At 74.1% G+C, this 12,514-nt stretch carries 12 protein-coding genes; 8 read left to right on the top strand and 4 right to left on the bottom strand.

Going from position 1 to position 12,514, the window contains the following annotated elements:
- Positions 1–30: 30 nt before the first annotated feature.
- Together ACFPZN_RS29385 and ACFPZN_RS29380 are read left to right on the top strand one after the other, a co-directional pair.
- Complete coding sequence (locus ACFPZN_RS29385; RefSeq protein ID WP_378285482.1) at positions 31–1,071, top strand: LacI family DNA-binding transcriptional regulator; 1,041 nt, start codon at positions 31–33, stop codon at positions 1,069–1,071.
- Between the two features lie 117 nt (positions 1,072–1,188).
- On the top strand, positions 1,189–2,373 hold the full coding sequence (locus ACFPZN_RS29380) for a phospholipase D-like domain-containing protein (protein ID WP_378285481.1): 1,185 nt from the start codon (positions 1,189–1,191) through the stop codon (positions 2,371–2,373).
- Here ACFPZN_RS29380 and ACFPZN_RS29375 read toward each other — a convergent pair.
- Positions 2,362–3,168, bottom strand: coding sequence for an NAD-dependent protein deacetylase (locus ACFPZN_RS29375; protein WP_378285508.1), 807 nt, complete (start codon positions 3,166–3,168; stop codon positions 2,362–2,364). The two genes, ACFPZN_RS29380 and ACFPZN_RS29375, sit on opposite strands and share 12 nt — an antisense overlap.
- Before the next feature lie 75 nt (positions 3,169–3,243).
- On the bottom strand, positions 3,244–4,458 hold the full coding sequence (locus ACFPZN_RS29370) for an endonuclease/exonuclease/phosphatase family protein (RefSeq protein WP_378285480.1): 1,215 nt from the start codon (positions 4,456–4,458) through the stop codon (positions 3,244–3,246).
- A 211-nt stretch (positions 4,459–4,669) separates the two neighbouring features.
- On the opposite strand from ACFPZN_RS29370, the gene ACFPZN_RS29365 reads away from it, so the two are divergent.
- The 5 genes from ACFPZN_RS29365 (at position 4,670) to ACFPZN_RS29345 (ending at position 9,523) form a co-directional block, all read left to right on the top strand.
- Positions 4,670–6,055 carry a cytochrome ubiquinol oxidase subunit I gene (locus ACFPZN_RS29365; RefSeq protein WP_378285479.1) on the top strand — a complete coding sequence of 462 codons (1,386 nt, stop codon included), beginning with the start codon at positions 4,670–4,672 and terminating at the stop codon, positions 6,053–6,055.
- A gap of 2 nt (positions 6,056–6,057) precedes the next feature.
- Positions 6,058–7,056 carry a cytochrome d ubiquinol oxidase subunit II gene (locus ACFPZN_RS29360; RefSeq protein ID WP_378285478.1) on the top strand — a complete coding sequence of 333 codons (999 nt, stop codon included), beginning with the start codon at positions 6,058–6,060 and terminating at the stop codon, positions 7,054–7,056.
- Between the two features lie 126 nt (positions 7,057–7,182).
- Positions 7,183–8,094: an SDR family NAD(P)-dependent oxidoreductase gene (locus tag ACFPZN_RS29355; RefSeq protein ID WP_378285477.1), complete on the top strand. Its 912-nt coding sequence runs from the start codon at positions 7,183–7,185 to the stop codon at positions 8,092–8,094.
- Between the two features lie 2 nt (positions 8,095–8,096).
- The gene (locus ACFPZN_RS29350) at positions 8,097–8,978 is read left to right on the top strand and encodes an amidohydrolase family protein (RefSeq protein ID WP_378285476.1); all 882 of its coding nucleotides are present in this window, start codon (positions 8,097–8,099) and stop codon (positions 8,976–8,978) included.
- An 89-nt stretch (positions 8,979–9,067) separates the two neighbouring features.
- Complete coding sequence (locus ACFPZN_RS29345; RefSeq protein WP_378285475.1) at positions 9,068–9,523, top strand: MaoC family dehydratase; 456 nt, start codon at positions 9,068–9,070, stop codon at positions 9,521–9,523.
- Here the strand turns inward: ACFPZN_RS29345 and ACFPZN_RS29340 are convergent.
- Entirely contained in the window at positions 9,514–10,437 is a 924-nt protein-coding gene (locus ACFPZN_RS29340; RefSeq protein ID WP_378285474.1) for a PaaX family transcriptional regulator, read from the bottom strand. The genes ACFPZN_RS29345 and ACFPZN_RS29340 overlap by 10 nt on opposite strands.
- A gap of 38 nt (positions 10,438–10,475) precedes the next feature.
- On the opposite strand from ACFPZN_RS29340, the gene ACFPZN_RS29335 reads away from it, so the two are divergent.
- Complete coding sequence (locus ACFPZN_RS29335; RefSeq protein WP_378285473.1) at positions 10,476–11,279, top strand: putative protein N(5)-glutamine methyltransferase; 804 nt, start codon at positions 10,476–10,478, stop codon at positions 11,277–11,279.
- 10 nt (positions 11,280–11,289) lie between these two features.
- Here ACFPZN_RS29335 and ACFPZN_RS29330 read toward each other — a convergent pair whose 3' ends face one another.
- Positions 11,290–12,486, bottom strand: coding sequence for a cytochrome P450 (locus ACFPZN_RS29330; protein ID WP_378285472.1), 1,197 nt, complete (start codon positions 12,484–12,486; stop codon positions 11,290–11,292).
- Positions 12,487–12,514 lie beyond the last annotated feature (28 nt).

The raw sequence follows: 12,514 nt of genomic DNA, 5'->3' as shown, positions 1-12,514 counted from the left end.
TATGCGGCCAACAGGAAGGCGAGGTCCACCTTGACGAACCGGAACCAGAGCGGACGGGACCGGCGGCGCGTCACGATCACCGCGATCGCCCGGGAGGCGGGCGTGTCGGTGTCGACGGTCTCCAAGGTGCTCAACGGCCGCGCCGACGTGGCCGACGGCACCCGCAGCCGGGTGGAGGAACTGCTCGACCGGCACGCCTACCCGCGGGCCAGGCGCCGCGGCTCCGAGCCCGCCGGGCTGGTCGACCTCGTCTTCGACGAGCTGGACAGCCCCTGGGCGGTGGAGATCATCCGCGGTGCCGAGGAGGTCGCGCACGGCTCCGGCGTCGGCACCGTCGTCTCGGCCATCCACGCCCGCTCCGAGCCCGCCCGGCAGTGGCTGGACAACCTGGAGCGGCGGCGGTCGGAGGGCGTCATCCTGGTCCTGGACGAGCTCACCCCCGACCAGCACGCCCGGCTCGGTGCGCTGAACGTCCCCTACGTCGTCATCGACCCGCGCGGCGAGCCCGACCCGGAGGTCCCCTCGATCGGCGCCGCCAACTGGGCGGGCGGGCTGGCCGCCACCCAGCACCTCATCGACCTCGGCCACCGCCGCATCGCCATCATCAGCGGCCCCTCCGGGATGCTGTGCAGCCGGGCCCGGCTGGACGGCTACCGCGGCGCGCTGGAGAGCGCCGGGCTCCCGGCCGACGCCGGGCTCGTGCGGCACGGCGACTTCCACCACGAGAGCGGCTACGTCCAGGCCGGGCTGCTGCTGGAGCTGCCCGACCCGCCCACCGCCATCTTCGCCGGCTCCGACCAGCAGGCCTACGGCGCGTGCGAGGCGGCCCGCGAGCGCGGCCTGCGCATCCCGCAGGACCTCAGCATCGTCGGCTTCGACGACCTGTCGGTGTCGCGCTGGTTCTCCCCGCCGCTGACCACCGTGCGCCAGCCGCTGGCCGAGATGGGGGCGCTGGCGGCGCGGATGCTGCTCCGCATGGCCCGCGGCGAGACCCTGGAGACCCACCGGGTCGAACTGGCCACTGAGCTGGTCGTCCGCGAGAGCACCGCACCCCCCGCGCCCCACCGGTAAGTTCGCCCGCCATTGACCTCTCCTTCACACGACCCGCCCCGGCCGGGCGAAAGCGCCCTCCAAGATCGGCTCGGCGACGGGACCGACGGCGTCCCGCGCGCGAAGGAGATCGGTTCCATGGCTGGGAAGTTCATGTCCGTGCTGGCCGCCACCGTGTTCGCCGCCGGAGGCGCGCTGCTCGCCGGCGGCGGTGCCGCGGCCGCCGCCCCCGCCCCCTGCGCGGACGCTCCCGAGGTCAAGGTCACGACCGGAGCCGTGTTCAGCGAGCCGGTGGGCGGCGACCCGGCCGCGATCGCGCAGCGGCTGTGCTCGCTGGTCGAGCAGACGCCCGCGGGCGCCACCGTCCAGGTCGCGCACTTCGTCATGTCGGGGACGGCGGGCACCGGCTTCGCCGACGAGCTGATCAAGGCGCACCGGCGCGGCGTCCGCGTGCAGGTCCTGGTGGACGGCGACACCCGCGGCGCGGCCGTGGCCCGGCGCCTCGCCGACGCGCTGGGCACCGACACCGCGGACCGCTCGTTCCTGCACGTCTGCACGGGCCCGATGTCGGGCGGGACGGCCGCGTGCATCGGAGACAAGGGCCAGCACAACAAGTTCTACCTGTTCTCGCGCGTGGGCCGGGCCAAGAACGTGGTGGTGCAGTCCTCGGCGAACCTGACCGACCTCAACTCCACCACGTACTGGAACAACGCGGTCACCCTCGTCGGCGACAAGCGGCTCTACGGCGCCTACTCGGCCTACTTCGCCGACCTCGCGGCCGAGCGCAAGAACCTCGACTACTACCGGACCGTGGACGCCCGCAAGGTGCAGGCGTCCTTCTTCCCGCGCGCCGGGACCGACGCCTCCACCGACCCGATCGTGGAGAACCTGGGCCTGGTGCGCTGCACGCCGGGCACCGCCATCCGGGTCGGCATGTCCGAGTGGGACGCCTACCGCGTCGCCATCGCCGAACGCCTCCGCGACCTGGCCCGCCAGGGCTGCACCGTCCAGATCGTCTACGGCATCGTCGACGACGAGGTCAAGCAGGTCCTCCAGAGCGAGCCCCGGATCGGACTGCGCGTCCTGGGCGGCGGAAGCGGCCTGCCCGGCCGGATCCACTCCAAGTACATGCTGATCGAGGGCTCGTTCGGCCGCGACGACCGCGCCCGCGTGGTGCTCACCGGCAGCCACAACTACAACCAGACCTCGCTGCGCCGCAACGACGAGGCCCTCCTGCGGCTGACCGACAAGACGATCTACACCCAGTACGTCCGCAACTTCACCACGATGCAGGCGGCGGCCCCCGCCGCCTCACCGGCCTGACGGGCGCACCAGGCCCGAGAGGGTGGGGCCCAGGGGGGCGTTCAGGGTCAGGAGGGCGTGTTCGTCTCCCCTGGTGGGGCCCTGGTTGATGATGGCGATGGGGATGTCCAGGGTGGCGGCGTGCCGGACGAAGCGCAGGCCCGACATCACCGTCAGGGAGGAGCCGAGGACCAGGAGCGCGCCCGCCCGTTCGGTCAGCGTGAAGCATTCCCGGACGCGCGGCCGGGGCACGTTCTCGCCGAAGAAGATCACGTCGGGTTTGAGCACCCCGCCGCAGCGGTCGCAGTCCACGGTCCGGAACGACTCGATCCGCTCGTCGCTCAGCGCGACGTCGCCGTCGGGGTTGATCGCGGCGGACTCGTCCCGCCAGCCGGGGTTGGCCTCGTTCAGCCGGTCGTGCAGGTCCCGGCGCGGGGAGCGGCGGCCGCAGCCCAGGCACAGGACGCGGTCGAGCCCGCCGTGCAGCTCGATCACGTCCCGCGCCCCGGCGGCCTGGTGGAGCCCGTCGACGTTCTGGGTGATGATGCCGGCGACCAGGCCGCGGCGCTGGAGTTCGGGCACCACGTGGTGGCCGGCGTTGGGGTCGGCGCGGGCGATGTGCCGCCAGCCCAGGTGCCCGCGGGCCCAGTACCGGCGGCGGGCGGCGGCGCTGCCGACGAAGGTCTGGTAGGTCATCGGCCGGGCCTGCCGCCGGCGTCCGGTCTCCCCGCGGTAGTCGGGGATCCCGGACTCGGTCGACAGCCCGGCGCCGCTCAGGACCACCAGGTCCCCGTCGGCGACCAGGTCGGCCAGCATCTCCAGCCGGTGGCCGGAGGTGAGCGGGAGAGTGTCTGCCACCCTCCCATGGTGCCCGACGGGCGCGCCCGTCCGTCAGCGGCGGACGTCCAGCCAGACCAGGCGGTGGTCGGAGCTCGGGAACGGGTAGGCGCCGGTGAGGCGGGACAGCGGGTCCGACGCCACCGGCCAGAACACCCCGGCCCCCGTGGCCTTCAGGCCCTTGGAGGGCAGCACGTAGTCGGCCCGCAGGTTGCCGGGCGCGGTGTCGGCGAAGTCGGCGGTGTCGTAACGGGGGTCGCCCTTGTGCCCGGCGTTGGCGCCGCCCTGGAGCCGGCTCGCCTCGGCCGCGCCCTCGCTGGCGGGGCGCACGCCGGCGTTGACGCGGGGGTTGCCGAGCAGCTGCAGGATGGCGTGGTCGTGGCTGTCGCCGTCGTGCGGGTCGGCGTTCTGGTCGCCGGCGATCACGAACTCGGCGCCGGGACGCAGCCCGCCGCGCCGGCCCTGGTCGTCGTAGAGGTAGCGGCCGTGGGAGGGCCGCACGTAGTCGGCCCAGAGCCGGATCTCGTCGTGGTTGCGGCGGCCGTTGCGGTCCTCGGCGCCGTCGAACGTGGGCGGCGTCGGGTGGGAGGCCAGGAAGTGGACGGTGCGGCGGCCCAGCTTGATCGGCACGTCCCAGTGGCTCTTGGACGACAGCCGCACCGCCCCGAGCTCCTCGTCCGAGTACCAGCCGGGCGGGAGGGCCGCGCCGGGCATGTCCTTCCACAGGAACTTCTGGAACGTCCGGATGCCGCGGTGGTCGATCGGGTGCCGCGAGTAGACGACCATGCCGTACTGGCCGGGGAAGAAGCCGTAGCCGAGCGCGTCCTGCCCGTAGGCGTCGGAGCCGGGGGCCGTGGTGACGGCGCCGTCGTTGTTGAGGTCGTGTCCGGAGGCGACGCCGGTGTTGCTGGGCGCGGTGTACCGGTAGGGGTAGCGGATGGGGGCGGCGCCGTTGCGGCCCTGGGACAGGTAGTTGTCCTGGAAGAGCCGGGCCGCCTCGCCCCTCGCGTCGTAGTCGAACTCGTTGATGAGCAGGACGTCCGGCCGGGCCCGCTGGATGATCTCCGCGACGGTGGCGGCCTGCGCGTTGCCGGGGGTGGACAGGTCCTTGACCAGCTGCCCCTCGGTACCGCGGTTGAGGGACGCGTTGAACGTGGCGAACCGGACGTCCCGCCGCTCCCCGGCGTGGGCCGGGACGAGGGGCAGGGCGAGGGTGACCGCGGTCACGGCCGCGGACGCGGTGGCCGTGAGGGCGCCGGCACGGATCATGGGCTTCTCCTCGGAGATCGTCTCGCGCCGATGCTTTCATGACCGGGATGTCCGGAAGGGGGCTTGCAGGCGACGTGCCGGCGAATCGCTCGGCCGCCCGTCCCTGTCCCCCTCCCGTCCCCGCCCGAGGTGTCATCGCATGTGAGGGGGTATGCAGGCCCCGACCACACGCGGGGGAGGACGACATGGCGGTGTCGCCGGAGGGATCCGGGTGAGCGGGCCGCTGGCGGCGGTGGCCGCCGCCGCCACCGAGGCCACCACGGGGGCCGATCTCGGCGCCGCGCGGATGCAGATGGCGCTGTCGCTGGGCTGGCACATCGTCCTGGCCTGCCTGGGCGTGGGCATGCCGGCCATCACCCTGATCGCCGAGTGGCGCGGGCACCGCACCGGGGACGAGCACTACCGGCTGCTGGCCCGGCGCTGGGGCCGCGCGATGGGCGTGCTGTTCGCGGTCGGCGCGGTGTCGGGGACCATCCTGTCGTTCGAGATGGGCCTGCTGTGGCCGGGCCTGATGGGCACCTACGGGGAGGTCATCGGGCTGCCGTTCTCGCTGGAGGGCATCGCGTTCTTCATCGAGGCGATCTTCCTGGGCGTCTACCTGTACGCCTGGGACCGGCTGCCGCCCGTGCGGCACATGCTGACCGGGATCCCGATCGTGGTCGCGGGCGTGGCCAGCGCGTTCTTCGTCGTGACGGCCAACGCGTGGATGCAGCAGCCGACCGGGTTCGACACCGAGGGCGGCCGGATCGTGGCGGTGGACCCGTGGGCGGCGATGTTCAACCCGGCCACGCCGCCGCAGACCGTCCACATGATCCTGGCCGCGTTCATGGTGGCCGGGTTCACCATGGCGAGCGTGTACGCGGTGGCGATGCTGCGCGGGCGCCGGGACCGCTACCACCGGCTGGGGTTCCTGATCCCGTTCACCGTGGCGGCGGTCGTCACCCCGGTGCAGATCGGGGTGGGGGACTGGGCGGCGCACTTCGTGGCGAGCAACCAGCCGGTGAAGCTGGCGGCGATGGAAGGGGTCTTCGAGACCGCGCGCGGGGTGCCGCTGCACGTCGGCGGGGTCGCGATCGACGGCGAGATGCGGTACGCGCTGGAGATCCCGTACGGGCTGTCGCTGCTGGCGCACTGGAACCCGGACGCGGAGATCGCCGGGCTGAACCAGGTGCCCGTGGCGGACCGGCCGCCGGTGAACGTCGTGCACTGGGCGTTCCAGATCATGGTGGGGCTGGGGCTCGCGCTGCTGGCCCTGGCGGCCTGGGCGGCGTTCTGCTGGTGGCGGCGCCGCGACCTGCCGCGCACGCCGTGGTTCCTGCGGGCGGCGGCGCTGTCGGGCGTGGCCGCGGTGGTGGCGCTGGAGGCCGGCTGGGTGGTGACCGAGGTCGGGCGGCAGCCGTGGATCGTGTACGGCGTCATGCGCACGTCCCGGGCGGTCAACCCGGCGCCCGGCCTGGTGTGGGGGTTCGTGCTGGTCAGCGTCGTGTACGTGGTGCTGACGGTGGCGACGGTGTACGTGCTGCGGCGCATGGCCCGGTACCGGCCGGTGCCGATCGCGCCGCAGGAGCGCGACGTCACCGACTTCAAGGTGGTCTGACGATGCCGCTGCCGGAGATCATGCTGGTGGTGCTGTGGATCGGCCTGACCGCCTACGTGCTGTTCGGCGGCGCCGACTTCGGCGGCGGGGTGTGGGACCTGCTGGCCGGGGGCGCCGAGCGCGGGCGGCCGCGGCGGGCGCTGGTGGAGCACTCGATCGGCCCGGTCTGGGAGACCAACCACGTCTGGCTGATCTTCGTGATCGTGGTGACCTGGACCGCGGTGCCGCCGGTGTTCGCGGCGATCGCCTCGACGCTGTACGTCCCGCTGACGCTGGTGGCGCTGGGCATCATCGCGCGCGGGGCCGCGTTCGCGTTCCGCAAGGCGAGCACGGAGCTGTGGCAGCAGCGGCTGTTCGGCGCGACGTTCGCGTTCTCGTCGCTGGTCACGCCGTTCTTCCTGGGCACGGTGGCGGGCGCGATCGCCTCCGGCCGGGTGCCGCCGGGGATCGCGGCGGGCGATCTGCTGACCAGCTGGCTCAATCCGACCTCGCTCATCAGCGGGGTGCTGGCGGTCGGGGTCGCGGCCTACCTGGCGGCGGTGTTCCTCACCCGGGACGCCGAGCGCGGCGGCGAGCGCGGGCTGGCCGAGGAGTTCCGGCGGCGCGCCCTGGTCACCGGGGCGGTGGTCGGGGTGCTGTCGGTGGCGGGGCTGGCGGTGCTGCGCGCCGACGCGCCGGGGCTGTTCACCGAGCTGACCTCGGGGCGCGGGCTGCCGCTGCTGGTGGTGTCGGTCGTCGCGGGGCTGGCGTCGCTGGCGCTGCTGTGGCGGCGCGCGTACGTGGCCGTCCGGGTCACCGCGGCGCTGGCCGTCATCGGACTGCTGTGGGGCTGGGGGCTCGGCCAGTACCCGGACCTGCTGCCGGGGGTCCCGCTGGACGAGGCGGCGGCGACCGATTCCGTGCTGGCCGCCAGCCTGGGCGCGCTGGCCGTGGGCGCGCTGCTGCTCCTGCCGTCGCTGTGGTGGCTGTACTCGATGTTCCAGCGGGACCATCGCGCCTGACCGGTCCGGGCATCTCCGGCGAGCCGGGATGTAAGGCACATCATTGACGGCCGTAACGCATCTGACTAACTTCATGGGGTGGGTCAACCGATCCCGGGCCGCTCGCGGCCGTTCACAGGAGGATGCATGCTCAAGGGCAAGGTCGCCGTGGTCACCGGCGCCGGGCGCGGTCTCGGCAGGGCGTACGCCCGGGCGATGGCGGCCGAGGGCGCCGCGGTCGTCGTCAACGACATCGACGCCGGGGTCGCCGACGAGACCGTCGCGCTGATCGCCGGGGCGGGCGGCTCCGCGGTCGCCGAGACCGGCGTGATCGGAGAGTCGGAGACGGCCGACGCCCTGGTCGCGCGGGCGGTCGCCGAGTTCGGCCGGCTGGACGTCATGTGCACCAACGCGGGCGTCCTGCGGGACCGCACGCTGCGCAACACCGGCGACGAGGACTTCGACGCGGTCGTGCGCACCCACCTGCGCGGCACGTTCACCTGCGGCCGCGCCGCCGTCCGCCGGTTCCGCGAGCAGGGCGACGGCGGGCGGCTGATCCTGGTCGGCTCGCCGGCCGGTCAGCGCGCCAGCTTCGGCCAGACCGCCTACTCGGCGTCCAAGGCCGGGATCGTCGGGCTCGTGCGGACCTGGGCGGTCGAGTGCGAGCGGATGGGCGTCACCGTCAACGCCGTCATCCCCACCGCGCTGACCCGGATGGTCGCCACCATCCCCGGGCTCGGCGAGATCGTCGAGCAGGTCGAGCAGGGCGCCCCCGTCCCCGAGCACATGCGCCGCGGCGGGCTGGGCACCGCCGAGGACGCCGCGCCCGCCGTGGTCTTCCTGGCCTCCGACGCCGCCGCCGGGATCACCGGGCAGTGCCTGGCGGCCGGCGGCGACCGCGTCACCCTGTGGTCGCACCCCACCGAGGTCGCCACCGCCGTGCGGGACGGCGGCTGGACCCCCGAGACGCTCGCCTCGATCTTCCCGTCGGTGTTCGAGCCGCATCTGCAGGACTACACGCTGGCCCCGCCGCCCGGCGCCGAGACGGGAGGACGCTGACCATGGCGATCGACCTGGGAGCCGTCTCCGCCATCGACGTCCACGTGCACGTCCACGGCTCGGTCCGCCGGGACGCCGGGGAGGCGGGCGGCGAGACGCTCAAGGAGATGGCCGAGTACTTCCGCTCGGACGCCGTCGCCGCGCACACCGCCCGCGACATCGCCGCCTACTACCGCGAGCGGGGCATGGCCGCCGTTGTCTTCGGCGTCGACAAGGCCGGCGGCGGCGCCAACGAGCACGCCGCGGGCAACGAGGAGATCGCGGAACTGGCCGCGGAGAACTCCGACGCGCTGATCCCGTTCGCCAGCATCGACCCGGCGCGCGGCGCCGAGGGCGTCCGGGAGGCGCGGGAGCTGCTCGCCTCGCACCCCCAGATCCGCGGGTTCAAGTTCCACCCCAACATGCAGGGCTTCTTCCCGAACGACCCGTCGGTCTACCCGCTGTACGAGGTCATCGCCGAGCACGGCCGCATCGCCCTGTTCCACACCGGGCACACCGGCGTCGGGGCGGGCACCCCCGGCGGGGGCGGGATCCGGCTGAAGTACTCCAACCCGATGCACGTCGACGACGTCGCGGTGGACTTCCCGGACATGCCGATCATCCTGGCGCACCCGTCCTTCCCCTGGCAGGACGAGGCGCTGTCGGTGGCGATGCACAAGCCGACCGTGCACATCGACCTGTCGGGCTGGTCGCCGAAGTACTTCCCGCCGCAGCTCGTCCAGTACGCCAACACGCTGCTCAAGGAGAAGGTGCTGTTCGGCTCCGACTACCCGATGATCACGCCGGAGCGCTGGCTGGCGGACTTCGGGAAGCTCGACATCAAGCCCGAGGTGCGGCCGCTGATCCTCAAGGAGAACGCCGCCCGCCTGTTCGGCCTCGCCTGAACCGGGACCCGGCGCCGGGTCCGGGACGAGGACCAGGTAGAACGGCGGGACGCCCCCCGCATGAGCGATCGAGAATCCAAGGAGACACCATGCCGACGACCGCCGTTGGAGTGGAGGGCCTGCGCGCCCTCGCCGGGAAGCACCTCGGGCACAGCGACTGGATGGAGGTCACCCAGGAGCGGGTGAACCAGTTCGCCGACGCCACCGGCGACCACCAGTGGATCCACGTCGACCCGGAGCGGGCCGCCGCGGGCCCGTTCGGCGGCCCCATCGCGCACGGCTACCTCACGCTGTCGCTGGTGCCCTCCTTCCTCCCGCAGATCCTGGACGTTCAAGGCTTCACCATGGGCGTCAACTACGGCTGCAACAAGGTGCGCTTCCCCTCGCCGGTGCCGGTCGGCGCCAAGCTGCGCTGCGGGGCGTCCCTGGACGAGGTGGCCGAGGTGAAGGGCGGCGTGCAGATCACCCTCACGCTGACGTTCGAGGTCGAGGGCGCCGCCAAGCCGGCGTGCGTGGCCGAGGTCGTGCTGCGCAACTACCTCTGATCCGCTGAGCGACGCACACTGAGAGGAGTGGGCTCCGGGGACGGGGCCCACTCCAGGATCTCCCCGGCGATGCGCCGCGACGGCCCCTCGTAGGCGCGGCGCAGCCGCAGCGCGACGTGCTCGGCGCGCACGGCGGGCCAGTCGGCGGGCAGGTGCTCCACCGGCAGCCGCGGGTCCTCCCGGACCAGCATCAGCCACTCGGTGAGCAGCAGCAGCTGGCGGGCCAGGTCGTCGCGCGCCGCCGGGACCGGCTCGGGCCGGTCCCAGCGGTCGAGGAAGGCGCGGTAGCGGGCGGCCAGCGCGTCCAGGTCCCACGCGTCGGCGATCATCTGGTCGACGTCGGTGGGGGCGACCATGGTCGCCCGGAACGCCTTCACGTGGTCGACCACGTCCAGGCCCTCCAGTAGCCGGTCGACGTCGACGGCGGCGGGAGTGAGCCACAGGCCGTTCTGGAGCATCCCGAACCCGGCCCACGACAGCCTTGAGCGCAGCAGGTGCCGGTCGCCGCGCTGCCGTTCGGGCAGCGAGAAGCCCAGCAGGGTCCACCGGCCGTCCCAGTCGCGGTTGACCGCGGGCTGCCGCCAGATCCGGTCCTCGCCCTCGCCCAGCACCTCCCGGGCGTGCTCGGTCAGGCCGTAGAAGACGCGCTTGCCGTGGCGGTGGCGGGTGAGCAGGTCGCGCCGGGTCATCCGGGCGAGGGTGGAGCGGGCGGCGTGCTCCTTGACCCCGACCCGGTCGAGCACGGCGATCAGGCCGCCGGAGAAGACGGCCTCGTCGCGTCCGAGCAGGTAGCCGCCGCAGAAGGTGAGCAGCAGCGACTGCGGGCGCAGCCAGGGCGTCTCGGGCGCGTCCGGCGCGGCCGGGACGGCCGCGCGGCCGTTGCCGAATCCGCCGGATTTGTCGGTGACTGTCACGCTTCCCCATTGTCCCGGCCGGGTAGGGTGGTCGGCCCATGGCATCTCCCACTCCCTCCCTGACCGCCTCCGTCGTCGGCAGGCTGCGCGCCGCGGGCTGCGTGTTCGCCGAGGACGAGGCGCGGCTGATCATGTCCGCCGCCGCCACCCCCGAGGAGCTCGACGCGCTGGTGGAGCGCCGCGCGGCCGGGCTGCCGCTGGAGCACGTGGTGGGCTGGGCCGAGTTCGGCGGGCTGCGCGTGGCCGTCGACCCCGGGGTGTTCGTCCCGCGCCGCCGCACCGAGTTCCTGGTCGAGCGGGCCGTCGCGCTGGCCCGTGCCGCCGCGCGCCCGCCGGCGGTGGTCGTCGACCTGTGCTGCGGCTCGGGGGCGGTCGGCGCCGCGCTGGCCGCCGCCCTCGGACCGGTGGAACTGCACGCGGCCGACATCGAGCCGGCCGCCGTGCGCTGCGCGCGCCGCAACCTCGCCGGCGCGGGCGGCCGGGTCCACGAGGGCGACCTCTACGACCCCCTCCCGGCGGTGCTGCGGGGCCGCGTCGGCGTCCTGGCCGCCAACGTGCCGTACGTGCCGTCCGGGGAGGTCGGGCTGATGCCCGCCGAGGCCCGGCTGCACGAGCCCAGGGTGGCGCTGGACGGCGGCGCCGACGGCCTCGAGGTGGCGCGCCGCGTCATCGGCGGCGCGCCGGACTGGCTGGCACCCTGCGGGCACCTGCTGTTCGAGACGAGCGAGCGGCAGGCCCCCGCCGCCGTCGAGGCCGTCGAGGCCGCCGGGCTGGTCGCGCGGGTCGACGCGTCCGAGGAGCTGTACGCGACCGTCGTCACCGGGACCCGGCCGCCCGCCTGACCCGCGCGGGTCAGAGGTTCACGGGCAGCGAGGTCAGCCGCCAGTTCCCCGGGTCGGGCGCCCGCAGCTCCTCCACCGTGGCGGCGAGCTCCAGGCCGGGGAAGCGGCGCAGCAGCGCCGCCAGCGCGACCTCGGTCTCGACGCGGGCGAGTGAGGCGCCGAGGCAGAAGTGCGGGCCGTGCGAGAAGCCGAGGTGCCCCGCCCCGCCCCCGGCCGGGGCGCGGGCGATGTCGAAGCGGTCGGGGTCGCCGAACACGCGCGGGTCGCGGTTGGCCGCGGCGATCGAGACGGTGACGGCCTCGCCCGCCGGGATCCGCACCCCGCCGAGCTCGACGTCCTCGCGGGTGAAGCGGGGGACCGACAGCAGCGCGGGACCGCCCCACCGCATGACCTCCTCGACCGCCCGGGGCAGGAGGGCGGGGTCGGCGCGGAGCGCGGCGAGCTGGCCGGGATGCGACAGCAGGGCCGCCACGGCGTTGGCCACCAGGTTGGCCGGCGTCTGGCCCGCGATGACCAGGTGCCAGATCAGCGTGACCATCTCGGCGTCGGTGAGCTGGTCGGCGTGCCCGGTCTGGAGGCGGACCAGGTCGGAGATCACGTCGTCGCCGAGCTCGGCGCGGCGGCGCGCGACGGCGGCCCTGGCGCCCGCCATGATGCCGGGGATGGCCGCGGCGAACTCGGCGCCCGCGCTCGCCGCGACCGTGGCGCCGTACTCGCGCCAGCGCGGCCGGTCGGGCTCCGGGATGCCGACCAGCTCGCAGATCACGTCCATCGGCAGCGGCCGGGTGAAGTGCGGGACGAGGTCGACGGGGCCACCGCCCGCCCGCCCGGGCAGGCCGTCCAGGAGGCGGCCGACCAGGGGCTCGATCCGGGGCCGGAACGCGCCGGCGCGGCGGGCGGTGAACGCCGGGGACACCAGCCGCCGCAGCCGGGTGTGCTCCGGGCCGTCCATCTCGCCCATCGTGCGCATGTACGGCAGGCAGTCCTCGGGCACGTCGGGGCGCAGGTAACTGTCGGCCCGGAGCGCGAAGCGGGGGTCGCTGAGCATGTCCCTGGCCTCGGCGTGCCGCGTCACCAGCCACATCGTGCCGAAGCCCGGCATGGCCAGCCGGGCCAGCGGGGAGCGCTCGCGGGCCTCCCCGTACACGGTGAACGGGTCGCGCACGACCGCGGGGTCGGTCAGGTCGATCTCCGGCAGGTCGCCCATGCGGCGGCTCCGATCGGTCTCAGAGTTT

The sequence above is a fragment of the Actinomadura rugatobispora genome, assembly GCF_042656285.1.
GTDB classification, from domain to species: Bacteria; Actinomycetota; Actinomycetes; order Streptosporangiales; family Streptosporangiaceae; genus Spirillospora; species Spirillospora rugatobispora.
This window is presented reverse-complemented; position numbering and strand designations above follow the sequence as displayed.